Source organism: Pseudomonas sp. Gutcm_11s, assembly GCF_028649395.1.
GTDB lineage: Bacteria > Pseudomonadota > Gammaproteobacteria > Pseudomonadales > Pseudomonadaceae > Aquipseudomonas.
In genome coordinates this window covers 18462-35385 of sequence record NZ_JAQSUW010000011.1, presented here as the reverse complement: position 1 = coordinate 35385, position 16924 = coordinate 18462, and the positions used below count along the sequence as shown (strand labels likewise).

The following is a 16924-nucleotide window of genomic DNA, read 5'->3' as shown; positions in this document are numbered from 1 at the left end:
CGAGTCATTATTTGCCCTCGCAACCGACATAACGGCCAAACATGCGTACCAGTCAGTACCTGCTCTCGACCCTCAAGGAAACCCCCTCCGACGCCGTGGTGATCAGCCACCAGCTGATGCTGCGCGCCGGCATGATCCGCAAGCTGGCCTCTGGCATGTACACCTGGATGCCGATGGGTCTGCGCGTGCTGCGCAAGGCCGAGGCCGTGGTACGCCAGGAAATGGTCGCCGCTGGCGCACTCGAAGTGCTGATGCCGGCCGTGCAGCCGGCCGAGCTGTGGCAGGAATCCGGTCGCTGGGAGCAATACGGTCCCGAGCTGCTGCGCATCAAGGATCGCCATGATCGCGCCTTCTGCCTGGGCCCGACCCACGAGGAAGTCATCACCGATCTGGCCCGCAACGAGCTGAACAGCTACAAGCAGCTGCCGATCAACATGTTCCAGATCCAGACCAAGTTCCGCGACGAGATTCGTCCGCGCTTCGGTCTGATGCGTGGCCGCGAGTTCATCATGAAGGACGCCTACTCCTTCCATCTGGACCAGGCTTCGCTGCAGCAAACCTACGACCGCATGCACCTGGCCTACTGCAACGTATTCAGCCGTCTGGGCCTGAACTTCCGTCCGGTACAGGCCGACACCGGCTCCATCGGTGGCACTGGCTCCCATGAGTTCCATGTACTGGCCGAGTCCGGTGAAGACGATATCGCCTTCAGCGACACCTCCGACTACGCCGCCAACATCGAGAAGGCCGAAGCCATCCCGCGCGAGACTGCGCGCGGCGCGGCCAGCGAAGACCTGCGCCTGGTCGATACGCCAGATGCCAAGACCATCGATGAGCTGGTCGCCCAGTTCGGGCTGGCCATCGAGAAGACCATCAAGACCCTGGTGGTGCATGCCGCTGAGGAAGGCAAGCTGATCGCCCTGATCGTCCGCGGAGACCACGAGCTGAACGAGATCAAGGCCGCCAACCATGAGCTGGTCGCCAGCCCGCTGGTGTTTGCTTCCGAAGCCGAGATCCGCGCCACCATCGGTGCCGGCCCCGGTTCGCTGGGCCCGCTGAACCTGCCGATCTCCTGCGTGATCGACCGTTCGGTGGCGCTGATGAGCGACTTCGGCGCTGGCGCCAACGTCGACGACAAGCACTACTTCGGCCTCAATTGGGAGCGCGACCTGCCTCTGCCAGCCGTTGCCGACCTGCGCAACGTGCTCGCCGGCGACCCCAGCCCGGACGGCCAAGGCACCCTGGTGATCAAGCGCGGCATCGAGGTCGGGCACATCTTCCAGCTCGGCACCAAGTACAGCGAAGCCATGGGCTGCAAGGTCCTGGGCGAGAGTGGCAAGCCGGTCACTCTGACCATGGGCTGCTACGGCATCGGCGTATCCCGCGTGGTGGCCGCCGCCATCGAGCAGAACTGGGACGAGCGCGGCATCCTCTGGACCGACGCCCTGGCGCCCTTCCAGATCGCCATCGTGCCGATGAAGTACGAGAACGAGGCGGTGCGCGAGGCGACCGACAAGCTCTACGCCGAGCTGACCAGCGCCGGCTATGAAGTACTGCTCGACGATCGCGACAAGAAGACCAGCCCCGGCGTGAAATTCGCCGACATGGAGCTGATCGGCATCCCGCACCGCATCGTTGTCAGCGAGCGCGGCCTGGCCGAGGGCACCTTCGAGTACAAGAACCGCCGCGAGAGCGACAACCAGCAGGTGGCCAGCGCCGACCTGTCGGCCTTCCTCGCCACGCGCATCAACCGCTGAGTCCCGACCAAGAAGCCCGCATGTTCCAGCGTCATACTCTCCGCACCGGCGCCGCCCTGCTCGGCGCCCTCCTTCTGGTTGGCTGTGCCAACCACCTGCCGCAACGCAGCGAACACGAGGAGCGCTTCGAGCGGCGCCTGCTCGACCATAGCCTGCAGATCGAGGTGGGCGAGCCCAGGGTGCTGGAGCTGCCGCAGCGCCGCGTGCGCATCCAGGAACAGAAGACGTTCGAAGTCACCGAGTTCGAGGTCACCCGCCGCTACGACCGCTACACCCCCTACCAACCCTGGCGCGAGCTGTATGAAGTGCCACTGGGTGCGGTAGCGATAGTCGCAGGCGTGGGTGCCAACGTGCTCAACGTGGTGATGCTCGGCCGCCTGCCGGACAGCGTCACCAAGGACTGGATCAGCTACGGCTTCGCCGGCATCAACCCGGCGATGAACGTCGAGTCCAACGGGCGCTCCCAGCAGAACCTGGCGACCATCGAGGAGACCCAGCGCGACAGGCGCATGGAATACTCCAGCCTGCCCTGGGCCGAACGCCCGGTGCGGGTCAAGGCCGGACAGGACAACCACGAACTGACCACCGATCGTAACGGTATCCTGCGCCTGAACCTGCTCGACGGTCCCTTCGCCGACCACGACGCCAGCAAAGTCGGCGCACTCGTGCTCAGCGTGGAAGACCCGCAGGACAGCGCCCGTGCCGAGGCCACCCTGCTGGTCAGCCGTGACCTGCGCGGCAAGCTGCGCGAAGCTCACGCCCTGATCTACGACGATCTCGAAGACGACGAAGTCAGCCAGTGGGTCTACCGGGTCAAGCGCCTTTCCGACCTGGGCCTGGAAGAGGAAGCCAGCGAACTCGAGCAGAGCCTGATCGAGCTGACGCGCAACGATCCGGAGCTGCAGGAAGAGTTTCTCAAGACCCTGATGAAAGACGCTGGACGCCTGGCCGCCGACCCCGGCGAGGACTGATCAGCGCCTGATCACGAAGCCGGTGATGCCTTGCACCGGCTGCTGCTCCAGCTCCAACGCATCGACCCGCGCCCGCTCCGGCCCACTCTCCAGCCAGGCCTCCAGTTCGCGTACCGCGGCCTCGGCCCCTTCGACCAGCACCTCGACCCGGCCATCGGCCAGATTGCGCACCCAGCCATTCAGATCGAGGCGCTCCGCCTCCTCCAGGGTGTGCTGACGGAAGCTCACGCCCTGCACCTTGCCGCTGACGAAACCGTGCAAACAGATCTGCATGCTCCTTACTCCTGCGCCCGCCAGTGCGCCAAGCGCGCCTGCAGGCCGGCGGCGGTCTGCTCGCCGACCAGGCGCTCACGCAAGCGGCCGTCGGCATCGATGATGTAGGTCACCGGCAACACATCGTTACGCGGCAGTTCGAGCCGTGGCGCAGGGTCCTGCGCCAGCACGGTGAAGCGGATATCGAAGGCCGTGGCAGCCTGGCTGAGTTTCTCGCCCTGCAGGGCATCGAAGTTCACACCGAGTACGCGAGCCCCCTTGCCCTGCAGTTCTGCCTCGAGCCGATTGAGCTGCGGAATCTCGGTGCGGCATGGCTTGCACCACTCGGCCCAGTAATTGACCACCAACCACTGGCCATCCAGCTGCTCAGCCGTTACCTTTCTCCCATGCTGATCGACGCCCCAGTCTTCGGCGCAGCCGGCCAGAAGAAGCCCGGCGCAGAGTCCCATCACCATCTGGAGTGGTCTTCCCATGCAATCGCTCCTCGTGCACGCGGGGTTGATATGACGCTGGATGCCCTGCGCCTGGAAGTGCCGGATATCCTCGACGAGGATGCGACACCGCTAGCCGACCTCAATGCCAGGCTCGTCGACGCTCGTCGCCAGCCTTACGAGGACGGTCTGTCGCAGGTATTGAGCATGCTGTTCCAGCTCAATCGCAGCGCCATGACCTTACTGGAAAGGCAGCGCGCCCTGCAAAGCTTCTGCGAGGAATACCGCCATTACTGCGCCAACCTGCGCAGAGGAGTCGCACCCTCGCAGCTGTTCGTGCACCTGTGCAACGAGCTGGCGGCCGGCTTCAAGCGCTTGCTGTTGCAGATACTCCAGGGCCGACAACCGTCGCGCCCGCACTTGGCCTGGTGCCTGTATATGGCCGAGCATTTCCTCGCCCAGAGCCTGATGCGCAACTATCAGCTGTACCAGGAACCACCGGCCTCGCTGTGGAGCGACAGCCACCTGCTGTACTGGATCGCCGAGCACCAGGGCTGCCTGGACGAACATGTGGCCGCGCCCTTCCAGCCCGCGCCTGCCGGCTCGCTGCGCGGTCTCTACCAGCAGATGCTGGTACTGGCCCTGAGCAATCCGTTTCACCTGGCCGAAGGCGAATGTGAAGTGCTCTTCGGCGCCCTTACCCCACTCGCCGAACTGGCCCGACTGCTGCCCTGGGATGAAGAGGAAGAAGCAGAAGGCCCGCTGATAGACCTCAGCCAGTCCCTGCCCTGCCTACCCTACGACAGCGAAGCCACCGGCTCGGTCGAATACCTGCGCCGCCTGGAGCTGGGCGCACTGCTGGTCGCCCTGCATGAGCCCGCGCCGCTGCAGAGCGCCCGTGAGCGCGAGTTGCTGGAACGGGTTCGCCCCCACTGGCTCGGCCGTCAGCAGCGCCGCCATCCCCGCGCCGACTTCAGCGCCGATTGCAGCCTGGTGATCGGCCTGCTCGCGATCCATGCCCAACTGCTGGAGAAGCGTCCGACCAATAGCGCCGCGCAGATGCTCGATGCCAGCCCCGGTGGCGCTCGCCTGCTGTGCCACGCGGATCTCGGCCAACAGCTACCGGTCGGCCAGCTGGTTCTGGTACTCCCCCATAGCGGCACCCCGACCCTGGCCCTGGTGCGCTGGCGCCATCTCAACCAGCTCGGCCTGCACCTCGGCCTGCGCTACCTTAAGGGTCTGCCGCGCGCAGTGTGGCTACGCCGCGCTCCCAGCGCGCAGACCCACCCTGGTGTACTGCAGAGCACCCCGGAGCCCGGTGCCGGCTGGCACCATGGCCTGTGGCTGCCATGCGGGCAATTCGTCGAGGGCGAGAACCTCTGGCTGCAACTGGCCAACGTCAACAACCAGGCCGTGCTGCCACTGCCGCAGGCCAATCTCAGCACCCCTTCGGTGATCCGCCATCCCTTGCGGCTGGCCTGAGGACCTGTTTACGGTCTTCTGAATTAGAGCCCGGCAAGGCAGAACCGGTTGAGAAAGCGCAGCTTACAAAGCGTAAATGAGCTTTTCGCAGCCGGTTTTAACGCCGCATGGCTGCGAGTCAGGAGATCGGAAACAGGTTCTGGGCATTCAGCCAGGTTCTGCGACATAGGTCTCAGGCGCCGAAGCCACAGTGCACAGTTTCCCGGCGGGGCCGCTGCCTATAATCCGCGCATTCCTATACCAATGAGTTCTGCCGGAGCCTACATGTCCCAAGCCAATGACAAGCTGATCGGCCCAGTACCCTCCAGCATCGTCAACAGCGCACGCCTCAGCGTGACGCCTTACGAGGGGCGTGTCGGCGAGTTCAACGTGGCGGCTTGGCTGCATGTGCCAGGTCTGGCCAACCTGCCGGTATCGCTGATGGTGCGCTACCGCGACGGCAGCCAGGTACGCGAGGTCGCGGTGGACCACGGCAAGGTCAACGTGCACAACAAGGTGATGCTCTCCGGCGTCGCGCGCCTGCCGATGAAGACCAAGATCGAGGAAATGCAGGTACGCCTGCGCTCGGCCGTGCCGGCACAGACGCTGATCGTCGAGGAACTGTTCGTGCAGGCCGTGGAGATGCTCGATAGCGCCTCGCGCCAGGCAATGGCCTGACCTTCTCGGCTCACTGCAACCCCCGCCTCGGCGGGGGTTTTGCTTTCTGGGATCAGTAGACGCCGAAACGCACTACCGAACTCGGCTTAGCCGGTTCGTCCTCTTCGACGGCCTGGCGCGCCAGCGCCGCGAGGGACTGCGGCCAACGCACGAAACGCAGGCCGGTGATGCGATTGAGCCGCTCCAGCGCTTCCTCGGAATCCCGCGGCTGCAACGGCACCACCTTGTTCTTGCTACTGCTCATCCACTCGACTTCCCTGAGTCATTCAGGCCGCTAGCAGTCTGCCAGCATATAGCTGGGTAATTGCCAGAAGCATGCCAGCCTTCCCGGGCCGGTATTTATTGCGCCTCAGCGCATGAGCAGCGTCACTGAGCCCGCTGCGCCTCGCCCTAAACTGACCTTTTTCGTCACTCCTGACAAGCGCTATCCCTGCCCCGCAGCCACTGCGCCAGGCTGCCGGCGAACAGCTCCTCCTGTTCCCGATACAGCTCTTCCAGAGCCTCGCGCAGCTGCGGATACCAGGCCTCGTTCAGCTCCTGCGGCAACTGGTTCGGCCGCGGCAATGGCCAGGGGCTGTGGCTGATCAGGCGGTACAGGCTGTAGTGCTCAAGATCGCGGCAGAGCACCCAGGTGTCGCCACTGGTACGACAGATCAGTTGCTCCCGCTCGAGGAAGTCGATGAATTCCTCCCACTCGCTCTCGGGCAGTCGCCAGCCCTGACGCTGCACATCCAGGTGCCGCACGGTACGCCCGCGCTGCTGACGCTCATGGAACACCCGCAGGATGCCCAGCAGCACCAGCAGACGCGGCAGCGCCTGGCGCCGCCAGGTACGCGATGACGACAGGTTGCACACCAGCTCGGCACCGAACAGCACGATCAGCCAGGACAGATACACCCAGAGCAGGAACAGCGGCACCGTGGCGAAGGCGCCATAAATAAGCTGGTAACCCGGGAACAGGCTGACGAACAGGCCGAACACCTTCTTCGCCACCTCCACCAGCACCGAGGTGAACAACCCGCCGAGCAAGGCGTGGCGCACCGGCACCCGAGCGTTGGGTACCGCCGAATAGATCAGGGTGAAGGCCGCCGTGCTGAACAGCAGCGGGGCGAAGCCAAGCAGCGTCTTGGCGCCGATCACCGCGTCGGGCCCGGACAGCAGCGACAGCGAGGCGATGTAGGTGGTCACGGCGAAGCCGGCGCCGAGCAGCAGCGGCCCCAAGCTGAGAATCGCCCAGTACAGCAGGAAGCTGGAGATGCCACGACGTGGCTGGCGCACCCGCCAGATCGCGTTGAAGGTCTTCTCGATGGTTACCAGCATGAAGAACGCGGTGACCGCCAGCAGCGCCACGCCGGCCCAGGTCAGGTGACGCGCCTGGGTGGTGAACTCGCGCAGGTACTGCTGCACCGTCTCGCCAGACGAGGGCACGAAGTTGCGGAAGATGAAGCTCTGGATCTGCTCGCCGGTATCCTGGAAGGCCGGCACCGCGGAGAGCGTGGCGAAGGTCACGGTCATCACCGGCACCACGGCGAACAGCGTGGTGTAGGTCAGCGCCGCAGCGCTGTTGATCGCACGATCGGCGAGGAAACGCTGCAACAGGAAGCGCCAGAACTCCACCCAGTCCGCCAACCGCTGTCGCATGCCCTCTCCTTAGCCCGTTATGCCTTCGAGGCGGCTAGAATAGCGCCCTCATTCGCCAATGGGCACTGTCATGACCGACCTCACCCTCTACCACAACCCGCGCTGCTCCAAGTCGCGCGGCGCCCTGGAGCTGCTCGAAGCGCGCGGCCTGGCGCCGAATGTGGTGCGTTACCTGGAAACTCCGCCCAGCGCCGATGAGCTGCGCGAGCTGCTGACCAAGCTGGGCATAGGCGCACGCGAGCTGCTGCGCACCGGCGAGGACGAGTACAAGGAGCTGAATCTGGCCGACGTCAGCCTCACCGATGAGCAACTGATTGCCGCCATGGCCAGCCATCCCAAGCTGATCGAGCGCCCGATCCTGATCGTCGGCGATCGCGCAGTGATCGGCCGCCCACCGGAGAAGGTGCTGGAGCTGCTGGCATGAGCGCGCCCTACATCCTGGTGCTCTACTACAGCCGCCACGGCGCCACGGCCGAGATGGCCCGGCAGATCGCCCGCGGTGTGGAAATGGCCGGCCTGGAGGCGCGCCTGCGCACCGTGCCGTCGGTATCCAGCGACTGCGAAGCCACAGCCCCGGCCATCCCCGAGGACGGCGCGCTCTACGTCGAGCTCGACGACCTGAAGAACTGCGCCGGCTTGGCGCTGGGTAGCCCCACTCGCTTCGGCAACATGGCCGCACCACTGAAGTACTTCATCGACGGCACCAGCAGCCTGTGGCTGACCGGCGAACTGGTCGGCAAGCCAGCCGGCGTGTTCACCTCCACCTCCAGCCTACACGGCGGCCAGGAGAGCACCCTGCTGTCCATGCTGCTGCCGCTGCTGCACCACGGCATGCTGGTGTGCGGCCTGCCCTACAGCGAAGGTGCGCTGCTGGAAACCCGCGGCGGCGGCACCCCGTATGGCCCCAGCCACCATGCCGGTGCCGACGGCAAACGCAAACTCGACGAACACGAAATCGCCCTGTGCCGTGCCCTCGGCCAGCGCCTGGCGGCCACCGCCGCAAAACTGGAGACCCCACGTGGCTAAAACGCCCAAGCCCCTGCCGAGCCTGGAATGGCTGGCCCCGCGCCTGAAACTCAGCCGCGCCCTCAGCCTGGTCAGCTTCTTCGCCCTGCTGGTCCTGCTATTGGTATGGAACCTGGCCTACGCCGACCTGCACGGCGCACGCATCTGGGTGGTGCTGTGCATCCAGCTACTGCCGCTGCTGCTGCTCGCCCCCGGCCTGCTGCTGGGCAACGCCCGCGCCCACGCCTGGGCCTGCTTCGTAGTGAATATCTACTTCATCCAGGGCGTACTGGCCGCCATCGACCCGGCCCGCGCCCTGTTCGGCGCCCTGGAGACGGTGATCAGCCTCGGCCTGTTCTGCAGCGCCCTGCTCTACGTGCGCTGGAAGTTCCAGCACGACCGCAAACTGGCTGGCGAGTAAGGCTTGCTCCCTGGGCTACCAGCCCAGGGTTTCCTTGAGGAAGGGAATGGTCAGCTTGCGCTGGGCCTGCAACGAGGCCTGATCGAGGCGCTCGAGCAACTCGAACAGCGCACTCATGCTGCGCTCGCCACGGGTGAGAATGAAGCGGCCGACCTCGTCGGTCAGGTGCAGACCACGCCGCGAGGCGCGCAGCTGCAGGGCGCGCAGCTTGTCCTCGTCGGACAGTGAATGCAGCTGGAACACCAGCGCCAGGGTCAGGCGCGATTTCAGATCCGGCAGCTGGATCGGCAGTTCGCGCGGCGACACGGTGGCGGCCAGCAACAGGCGCCGACCGGAGTCACGCAGGCGATTGAACAGGTGGAACAGCGCCTCCTCCCAATCCGCACGACCGGCCACCGCATCCAGATCATCCAGGCAGACGAGCTCGGACTGGTCCAGCCCATCGAGCAGCTCGGGACCGTACTCGGCCACCTCGGCCAGCGGCAGGAACACCGCCTGCTCACCGCGCTGCTCGAAACGCAGGCAGGCCGCCTGCAACAGATGGCTGCGCCCGACACCCTCACCACCCCACAGGTAGATCAGGCTCTCGGTCCAGCCGGCATCGGCCTCGCACAGCCGCTCGACATAGCCGAGGGCCGCCGCATTGGCGCCGGGGTAGTAGTTGGCAAAGGTGGCGTCGTCACGCAGACGAACACCCAGAGGCAATTGCGTAGGAACCATGAAAAAGCAGGGTGCGAGTCAAGAACTAGGGCCGCGAGTCTAACGCCAGTCCCCGACTCTAACAATCTTCGGGCCGAGTCAGATCTTTTGCTGCCCTCTCAGCAGATCAATGATCACTTGATTTCCTGTCTGCTGCGCATAACCCAGAGCAGAAATGCCTTGGTACTCAACATGTCCGTAGTCTACGCCCTGATCAATGGCGAAACGAACACCCTCGGCGCTACCGCGGAAAATCGGCAATAGAGATAAAGGGTAATTCTCCACGCCGACCTTGATATTCAGACTTGCCCCCTGAGTCATCAGACGCCGAGCTGCTTCGAAGTTATTGTGCTCTAGGGCATAGGTAAGCGCGGTATGCCTTTGCCCGTCCATGCTGTCGATATTCGACTTATAACGCTGCAGTAACGCCTCGGATTGGGGCACCTGAGCCAGCCCCCAGTAAAGCCCTGGCCCCTCAGGCTGGAATACTCTGGCACGCCCTATTAGGGATGGTTCCTGCAAAGAACCAATGTGGTAGGCGATACCCAAGGTCCTACGCGCACTCTGATCCTGACAGCCACCGTCCAAGGCCTTGTGCCCATTTTCGATTGCTTTCTTGTAGTCCTGGCGTTGACTCAGAAGGAAGGAGGCATACTCGACATACAGGCAGGAGCGCTCGTCGAATTCACTCAATCGCTGCAGGTGCAGCGCATCCATCTCATCAAGATGCTTACCGTCGTCGAAGAAGAACAGCAGATGCTCGAAGGCGTTAAGTCGCGCTCGCAAGTTTCGCCCCGTCGGCTTTTCACCCGCCAACGTGCGGCGATAGAGTTCTATAGCGCGAGTCTTGTTACCTTGGAGCTTCTCCTTCATAGCCCAGTTGTTCCAGATCCAAAGATTTTTTATCCCAAGCGCTTCGGCCTTGCGAAAATCCGCCTCGGCATCATCAAAGTATTTCAGATGCGCCAGTACAAACCCTCGCAAAATGTAGCCATCGGCATAACCGGGGTCGATATTTAGCGCAGTGTCCAAGTGGCTGCGCGCCTCAGTCAGTCCCTGCTCGTTCCATTGTTCGGCCATGGCGATACGCGCGAATAGCTTGTAGACCTGAACACGATCAGGCTCCTCAAGCACGATCTTTTCTAGATACTGCCGAGCGACGTTCCGAGCCTCAGGATCTCCTCCATCGATAAGCTCCTCTGCCCTATCCAAGATTTCATCGTTGCTGTATCGCGCATACATGCGCTGTCGCAAATATGTCGACTGATTGGGCCAGCTGATCTGTTGCTGCTGCTCTTTTACCGCCAGCTCTTTTGTGCCGTTGAATATCCTGGCTGCGAGCGTGTAGGTATTGAATGAACCTTCCGGCTCGGTGGGACGATTGAGCTCGAGACGAGCCGAGCGCCTCCCTGGCGAAACCTCATGCGGAAAACTGTGGCTGTAGGTTTCGTATCCTTCGGGTATATCGAGTGCAAGCAGCAGGAAAACCGGCTCCTGGGTTTCCGGCACATAACAATATTCAACCTCGACTTGGTAATAGCCCTTTTTCGGACTGATCAGCTGCAACCTGTCGACACTGGTCCGCTCGCATTCATTCTGATTCGCGAGCAGCAGCGGCGAAGCTAGCAGCAGCAAAGCGCCGAGCATTTTTTTGAAACAGCTTCCCTGCAGCATGGCCTTTCTCCCTAGAAAATAACCTACCTACATTAGCTGCCGTTTGCTCAAGGGACCGGTAACAAGAACACGAAATTAACTGCCACCCGGCTACGACTAGTGAGCGAGCCCCTTCTAGGAGAGATCACCAGGCAATCTATGGCTCGGCTTGAGGCCCTTCCGATGCGTCGACAGGCTCGCCATAAAGACTGGAAAGCTTGTAGAAATCATGCGCATGGCGCAGCAATACCATGATCACCGCCGCCACCGGCAAGGCCAACAGCACGCCGGTGAAGCCGAATAGCTGACCGCCGGCGAGGATGGCGAAGATCACTGCCACCGGGTGCAGGCCGATGCGATCACCGACCAGCATGGGCGTCAGCAGCATGCCTTCGAGCAACTGGCCAATGCCGAACACCACGGCGATACCGATCAGCGGATACAGCTCGAAGCCGGCATGCTGGAACAGCGCAGCCACCACGGCGGCGCCGAAACCGACGATGAAGCCCATGTACGGAACGATGCTGGCCAGGCCGGCGAGCAGGCCGATCAATAGGCCCAGCTCGAGGCCGACCACCATCAGGCCCACCGAGTAGATGCCGGCCAGGGCCAGCATCACCAGCAACTGGCCGCGCATGAAGGCGCCAAGCACCTCGTGGCATTCGCCCACCAACTGCACCACCAGGCTCTCGCGGGCACGCGGCAGCAGGCTGCGCAGCTTGGCGATCATCAGGTCCCAGTCGCGCAGCAGGTAGAAGGCCACCACCGGAATCAGCAGCAGGTTGCCCAGCCAGCCCAGCAGCGCCAGGCCGGAAGCCGTGGCCTGGGCCAGCAGGCCACCGACGATATCGGTGGTCTTGCCCAGGTGGCCCGACAGCGCTTCTTTGACTTGATCAAAGCGCCAGAAACCCTCGGCCAGACCGAATTGCGCCTGCACCCAGGGCAGTGCCTGGTGCTGCGCCCAGTCGAGACCCTGTGGTGCCAGCTCGTAGAGCCGCACCAGTTGGCGGCCGAGCATGGGGATCAGCACCAGCAGCATGACCAGCAGCAACAGGCTGAACAGGCTGAAGACGATGACCACGCCCCAGGTGCGCGACAGGCCGCGCCTCTCCAGGCGGTCCACCAGCGGGTCGCCCATATAGGCCAGCAGCATGGCGACCAGGAAGGGCGAGAGGATGGGGGTGAGCAGGTAGATCAGCCAGCCGCACAGGAAAAGTCCGGCCAGCCATAGCCAACGCCGCGAATCGGTCATCTCAGGCACTCCGTCGCTACTAGATGGAAAATCGGGTTGTGCCGCCGGCGAGCACCGGCGGCCTGGATTACCAGCGGAAGCGCATCAGGTTGGCCGGCGCCGGGGCCGGAGTTGCCTGGGGAGCAGCAGCGGCATCCAGCGGCGCTGCGTCCGCCGGCACTTCCTGCAGGCCGGCCAGGGCCAGTTGGGCGCGCAGCTGTTCGGCGCTGGCGTTGACCTGCCAGACCATCTGGTCACCCTTGACCCGCAGCAGGCGAGCCGAGAAGGGTTCGAGCAGGCGCTCCAGCTCGGCGTAACGGCCCAGATCGGCGCCCTGGATCTCCAGGGTCATGGCACTGGCAGCGCCCGGTTTGACCAGGAAGCGCGGAGCCAGGCGCTCGCTCACGGCCAGCAGCACGGCGTCGGCCAGGGCCTTCTGGTCAGCGCCTTGGGCCTTGCCCTGCTCGCGAGCATCGCCCAGCCACAGGCGCCACTCGGCCTGCCACTGACCGCCCTCCTCGCGAGCCTGTACGGCCAGCAGGGCATCGGCGGCGTAGCGCTCCGAGGCCGGCTGCAGAGCATCCGGCTGGCTGGCGCCGAGGTTTTCCGGAGTAGCGACCAACTGTTCCTGCAGATCGGCCAGCGGCAGGCGCACGGGCAGGCCGCGGTGTTGGGCGGCCTGCTGCAGCGGCTTGGCCGCCTCCTGCGCGTCGCCGACCAGGCTGGCGCCTTCGGCGCTGCTGTTCAGCCACCAGGCCAGGATCGACGGGCGATTGGCGCCCCACAGCGGCAGGCCGGCCTGGCGCAGCTTGTTCTCGGTGGTCAGCGGGTCGAAGTCCACTACCAGGGTCTCACCCTCGTAGACGTACTGGCTGACCAGCTGTTGCGGGTCCTGGCGTACGGCCTGCAGGGCCTGCCCCTGTATCGCCTTGGCGTCGCCGGTCAGGCGCAGCACCAGGGTCTCCAGGGCGCGATTGAGCGCCGCAGTGCGCTCTTCCGGCTGCTGGCTGGTGACCGGCTCGCGCACCTGATAGAGGCCGCTGACCGTCTCGGCCAGGGCCGGCAGGCTGAACAGCGGGAGGCAGAGGGCAAGCAGGCGGGCGGACAGGCGCATCGATAAGGTCTCGGTTCGGGAGGACGCGCCCGTACGGCACGCGAAGGGCTATACCTTAAACAGCCGCCTGCCCCCCGGCAACCGTCGCGCCCGGTGGCCGCTGGCGGGCAAGCCTGATAAAATCGCGCGCCTTCGCGGACCGGCCCGCACACACGTCGGTCGCCCACAGCATTCCCCTTCTAAAGGCCTGAACCCATGAGCAAGCAACCCTCCATCAGCTACAAGGATGCAGGTGTCGACATCGACGCCGGCGAAGCCCTGGTCGAGCGCATCAAAGGCGTGGCCAAGCGCACCGCGCGTCCGGAAGTCATGGGTGGCCTGGGTGGTTTCGGCGCCCTCTGCGAAATTCCCGCCGGCTACAAGCAGCCAGTGCTGGTTTCCGGCACCGACGGCGTCGGCACCAAGCTGCGCCTGGCGCTGAACCTGAACAAGCACGACAGCATCGGCCAGGACCTGGTCGCCATGTGCGTCAACGACCTGGTCGTGTGCGGCGCCGAGCCGCTGTTCTTCCTCGACTACTACGCCACCGGCAAGCTCAACGTCGATGTGGCCGCCACCGTGGTCACCGGCATCGGCGCCGGTTGCGAACTGGCCGGCTGCTCCCTGGTCGGTGGTGAAACCGCCGAGATGCCGGGCATGTACGAAGGCGAAGACTACGATCTGGCTGGCTTCTGCGTCGGTGTGGTGGAGAAGGCCGAGATCATCGACGGCTCGAAAGTGGTCACCGGCGACGCCCTGATCGCCCTGCCCTCCTCCGGCCCGCACTCCAACGGCTACTCGCTGATCCGCAAGATCCTCGAAGTGTCCGGCACCGACATCGAAAATACCGAACTGAACGGCAGCAAGCTGGCCGACCTGCTGATGGCGCCGACCCGCATCTACGTCAAGCCGCTGCTCAAGCTGATCAAGGACACCGGCGCGGTGAAGGCCATGGCCCACATCACCGGCGGAGGCCTGCTCGACAACATCCCGCGCGTGCTGCCGCAAGGCGCCCAGGCGGTGATCGACGTGGCCAGCTGGAACCGCCCGGCCGTGTTCGACTTCCTGCAGGAAAAAGGCAACGTCGACGAGCACGAGATGCACCGCGTACTGAACTGCGGCGTCGGCATGGTCATCTGCGTTGCCCAGGATCAGGTCGAGGCCACCCTGGCCAGCCTGCGCGCCTCGGGTGAAACCCCGTGGGTGATCGGCCAGATCGCCCAGGCCGCCGAAGGTGCCGAACTGGTCGTGCTGAACAACCTGAAAGCCCACTGATGGCCGACTGCAATGTCGTGGTGCTGATTTCGGGGTCCGGCAGCAACCTGCAGGCCCTGATCGACAGCATCGCCAATGACGGCAATCCGGCACGCATCGCCGCGGTGATTTCCAACCGCGCCGATGCCTACGGCCTGGAACGCGCCAAGCAGGCCGGCATCGCCACCCAGGTGCTGGACCACAAGCAGTTCGATGGTCGCGAGGCCTTCGACGCCGCGCTGGTCGAGGCCATCGACGGCTTCGACCCGCAACTGGTGGTACTGGCCGGCTTCATGCGCATCCTCAGCGGCGGCTTCGTGCGTCACTACGAGGGTCGACTGCTGAATATCCATCCCTCGCTGCTGCCCAAGTACAAGGGCCTGCACACCCACCAACGCGCGCTGGAGGCTGGCGACAGCGAGCATGGCTGCAGCGTGCACTTCGTCACCGAGGAACTCGATGGCGGACCACTGGTCGTACAGGCGGTAGTGCCGGTAGAGTCTGGCGATACGCCGGAGAGCCTGGCCCAGCGAGTACACAGCCAGGAACATCACATCTATCCTCTGGCGATGCGCTGGTTCGCCGAAGGCCGCCTGAAACTGGGCGAGACCGGTGCACAACTGGATGGCACGGCTCTGCCGGCCACCGGACATCTGATCCGCACATAGGAGATTCCATGCCTCGTGTTCTGCTGATGCTGCTCGCCCTGCTGGCCCTGCCGGTGCAGGCCCTGGAGCTCAAGCCCTTCTCCGCCAGCTACACCGCCGACTGGAAACAGGTACCGATCAGCGGCACCGCCAGCCGCAGCCTCAAGGCCCTGGACAATGGCCGCTGGGAGCTGAATTTCGAAGCCTCCATGCTAGTCGCCAGCCTCAACGAGACCAGCACCTTCCGCATGGAGAACGATGCCTTCCTGCCACTGACCTACCGCTTCGACCGCAGCGGCCTGGGCAAGGCCAAGCAGATCGAGCTGGACTTCGACTGGACCGAGAAACAGGTGCTGGGCAACGACCGCGGTGAGCAGGTGCGCTTCCCGCTCAACCGTGGCCTGCAGGACAAGTCTACCTACCAGCTGACGCTGCAACACGACGTGGCCGCCGGCAAGCAGAGCATGAGCTACCAGGTGGTCGACGGCGACGAGATCGAGACCTACGACTTCCGCGTACTTGGCGAGGAGCGCGTGCGCACCAAGGCCGGCCTGGTCGACGCGATCAAGGTCGAGCGCGTGCGCGACCCCACCCAGAGCAGCCGCAAGACCGTGCTGTGGTTCGCCAAGGACTGGAACTACCTGCTCGTGCGCCTGTACCAGGTGGAGAAGGACGGCAAGGAATACCAGATCATGCTCAAGGACGGCACCGTCGACGGCCGCACCGTCGAAGGCATCGCCGAGTAAGCACAGCGAGTCGAACGAGCCGGGCAATGCCCGGCTTTTTCATGCCTGCCTGAAAGCGCTAGGCTGCAGCAAGCTCTCTCTCGAGCATCGTGATGAACGACACCTACCGGCCGCAGGCCTGCGCCCTGTACGACTACCTGGAAGTCGCCTGCCTGCACCGCTACCGGCTGCGTATCGAGCTGGTCGACGGCGGCGAACTGCGGGCCCAGGCACTGGGCACCAGCACTTCGGCGAGCAAGGAGGAGTTTCTCGTGGTCGGCACCGAGGACGGTGAACAGCACCTGCGCATGGACCGCCTGCTCGCCATCACACCACTGGACGTCGGCGCCAGCTTCGGCCGCGTGCTGCTGGGCGCTAGCCCGGCCTGCTGAACCGAGGGCAGAAAAAAGCCGGGCATGCCCGGCTTTTCATCACCACATCAGATCGTCGGGGATCTGGTAGGCGGCGTACGGATCGTCCTCGTCCGGCCCCTCGGTCTGGGTATTGAGCAGGACGATGCGCTGCGCGTCGCGCTCCTGGATCTTCAGCGCCGCCTCGCGCGGGATCACCTCGTAGCCGCCGCCATGGCGTACCACAGCCAGCGAGCCGCGGCTCAGCTTGTCGCGCATCAGGTTGTTCACCGCGATGCGCTTGACCTTCTTGTCGTCGACGAAGTTGTAGTAGTCCTCGCCGCTGATCTTCGGCAGGCGGGCGCTTTCGATCAGCTGCTTGATCTGCGCGGCGATGGCCTTCTGCTGCGCCTTCTCCTGCTGCTGGCGGTTCAGCTCCTGGTCCTTGGCCTGCTTTTCGGCCTTGGCCTGGAGGGCGACCTGCTGCTGCGAGTCGTCCACGTCGACCTGGCCCTTCTTCTCCAGGCGGGTCTGCTTCTGTTTCTGCTTGCCGGCCTGCTTGGCCTGCTTTTCATTGACCAGGCCGGCTTTCAGCAGCTGGTCGCGGAGGGAAAGGCTCATGGGGTTCTCGTCA

The 16924-nt window shown here is 64.3% G+C and carries 20 protein-coding genes; 11 read left to right on the top strand and 9 right to left on the bottom strand.

The genetic code is table 11. The features are described from left to right. The first annotated feature begins 41 nt into the window (after positions 1–41). Together PTT45_RS06990 and PTT45_RS06985 are read left to right on the top strand one after the other, a co-directional pair. Positions 42–1757, top strand: a complete 1716-nt coding sequence (locus PTT45_RS06990) for a proline--tRNA ligase (RefSeq protein WP_273812317.1) — start codon at positions 42–44, stop codon at positions 1755–1757. 20 nt (positions 1758–1777) lie between these two features. Beyond that, positions 1778–2728: a hypothetical protein gene (locus PTT45_RS06985; RefSeq protein WP_273812316.1), complete on the top strand. Its 951-nt coding sequence runs from the start codon at positions 1778–1780 to the stop codon at positions 2726–2728. Here PTT45_RS06985 and PTT45_RS06980 read toward each other — a convergent pair whose 3' ends face one another. Continuing rightward, positions 2729–3001: an acylphosphatase gene (locus PTT45_RS06980; protein WP_273812315.1), complete on the bottom strand. Its 273-nt coding sequence runs from the start codon at positions 2999–3001 to the stop codon at positions 2729–2731. Between the two features lie 5 nt (positions 3002–3006). After that, positions 3007–3474: a TlpA disulfide reductase family protein gene (locus PTT45_RS06975; protein WP_273812314.1), complete on the bottom strand. Its 468-nt coding sequence runs from the start codon at positions 3472–3474 to the stop codon at positions 3007–3009. A 30-nt stretch (positions 3475–3504) separates the two neighbouring features. Here PTT45_RS06975 and PTT45_RS06970 point away from each other — a divergent pair, with 30 nt between their 5' ends. Continuing rightward, a complete protein-coding gene (locus tag PTT45_RS06970; protein ID WP_273812313.1) occupies positions 3505–4914 on the top strand; it encodes a PilZ domain-containing protein in 1410 nt (469 codons plus the stop codon). Between the two features lie 264 nt (positions 4915–5178). Continuing rightward, positions 5179–5571 (top strand): hypothetical protein, encoded by a 393-nt coding sequence (locus PTT45_RS06965; RefSeq protein ID WP_273812312.1) that lies wholly within the window; start codon positions 5179–5181, stop codon positions 5569–5571. Positions 5572–5623: 52 nt separating this feature from the next. Here PTT45_RS06965 and PTT45_RS06960 read toward each other — a convergent pair whose 3' ends face one another. Both PTT45_RS06960 and PTT45_RS06955 read right to left on the bottom strand, forming a co-directional pair. Then, on the bottom strand, positions 5624–5815 hold the full coding sequence (locus PTT45_RS06960; RefSeq protein ID WP_273812311.1) for a hypothetical protein: 192 nt from the start codon (positions 5813–5815) through the stop codon (positions 5624–5626). Between the two features lie 164 nt (positions 5816–5979). After that, positions 5980–7212, bottom strand: a complete 1233-nt coding sequence (locus PTT45_RS06955; protein WP_273812310.1) for a YihY family inner membrane protein — start codon at positions 7210–7212, stop codon at positions 5980–5982. A 70-nt stretch (positions 7213–7282) separates the two neighbouring features. Here PTT45_RS06955 and arsC point away from each other — a divergent pair, with 70 nt between their 5' ends. Genes arsC through PTT45_RS06940 form a run of 3 tightly spaced genes read left to right on the top strand, consistent with a single transcriptional unit; the run spans position 7283 to position 8638 of the window. Further along, on the top strand, positions 7283–7636 hold the full coding sequence (gene arsC, locus PTT45_RS06950) for an arsenate reductase (glutaredoxin) (protein ID WP_273812309.1): 354 nt from the start codon (positions 7283–7285) through the stop codon (positions 7634–7636). Beyond that, a complete protein-coding gene (gene wrbA / locus PTT45_RS06945) occupies positions 7633–8238 on the top strand; it encodes an NAD(P)H:quinone oxidoreductase (protein ID WP_273812308.1) in 606 nt (201 codons plus the stop codon). Before arsC ends, wrbA begins: the two co-directional genes overlap by 4 nt. Next, the gene (locus tag PTT45_RS06940; protein ID WP_273812307.1) at positions 8231–8638 is read left to right on the top strand and encodes a DUF2069 domain-containing protein; all 408 of its coding nucleotides are present in this window, start codon (positions 8231–8233) and stop codon (positions 8636–8638) included. Before wrbA ends, PTT45_RS06940 begins: the two co-directional genes overlap by 8 nt. A gap of 15 nt (positions 8639–8653) precedes the next feature. Here the strand turns inward: PTT45_RS06940 and hda are convergent, their stop codons facing one another. From hda to PTT45_RS06920, 4 genes are all read right to left on the bottom strand, one after another. Then, a complete protein-coding gene (gene hda, locus PTT45_RS06935; protein ID WP_273812305.1) occupies positions 8654–9358 on the bottom strand; it encodes a DnaA regulatory inactivator Hda in 705 nt (234 codons plus the stop codon). Between the two features lie 78 nt (positions 9359–9436). Next, complete coding sequence (locus tag PTT45_RS06930; protein WP_273812303.1) at positions 9437–11011, bottom strand: hypothetical protein; 1575 nt, start codon at positions 11009–11011, stop codon at positions 9437–9439. 136 nt (positions 11012–11147) lie between these two features. Continuing rightward, positions 11148–12242, bottom strand: coding sequence for an AI-2E family transporter (locus PTT45_RS06925; protein WP_273812302.1), 1095 nt, complete (start codon positions 12240–12242; stop codon positions 11148–11150). 67 nt (positions 12243–12309) lie between these two features. Beyond that, positions 12310–13335 (bottom strand): DUF2066 domain-containing protein, encoded by a 1026-nt coding sequence (locus PTT45_RS06920; RefSeq protein WP_273812301.1) that lies wholly within the window; start codon positions 13333–13335, stop codon positions 12310–12312. Between the two features lie 195 nt (positions 13336–13530). Between PTT45_RS06920 and purM the strand changes: the two genes are divergently transcribed. From purM to PTT45_RS06900, 4 genes are all read left to right on the top strand, one after another. Next, positions 13531–14589, top strand: a complete 1059-nt coding sequence (gene purM / locus PTT45_RS06915) for a phosphoribosylformylglycinamidine cyclo-ligase (RefSeq protein ID WP_273812299.1) — start codon at positions 13531–13533, stop codon at positions 14587–14589. After that, positions 14589–15236, top strand: coding sequence for a phosphoribosylglycinamide formyltransferase (gene purN, locus PTT45_RS06910; protein WP_443218156.1), 648 nt, complete (start codon positions 14589–14591; stop codon positions 15234–15236). The genes purM and purN overlap by 1 nt, the downstream gene beginning before the upstream one ends. An 8-nt stretch (positions 15237–15244) precedes the next feature. After that, positions 15245–15961 (top strand): DUF3108 domain-containing protein, encoded by a 717-nt coding sequence (locus PTT45_RS06905; RefSeq protein ID WP_273812297.1) that lies wholly within the window; start codon positions 15245–15247, stop codon positions 15959–15961. 92 nt (positions 15962–16053) lie between these two features. Next, positions 16054–16332, top strand: a complete 279-nt coding sequence (locus PTT45_RS06900; RefSeq protein WP_273812295.1) for a Rho-binding antiterminator — start codon at positions 16054–16056, stop codon at positions 16330–16332. Positions 16333–16371: 39 nt separating this feature from the next. Here PTT45_RS06900 and PTT45_RS06895 read toward each other — a convergent pair whose 3' ends face one another. Further along, entirely contained in the window at positions 16372–16911 is a 540-nt protein-coding gene (locus tag PTT45_RS06895) for a DUF2058 domain-containing protein (RefSeq protein ID WP_273812294.1), read from the bottom strand. Positions 16912–16924: the final 13 nt, after the last annotated feature.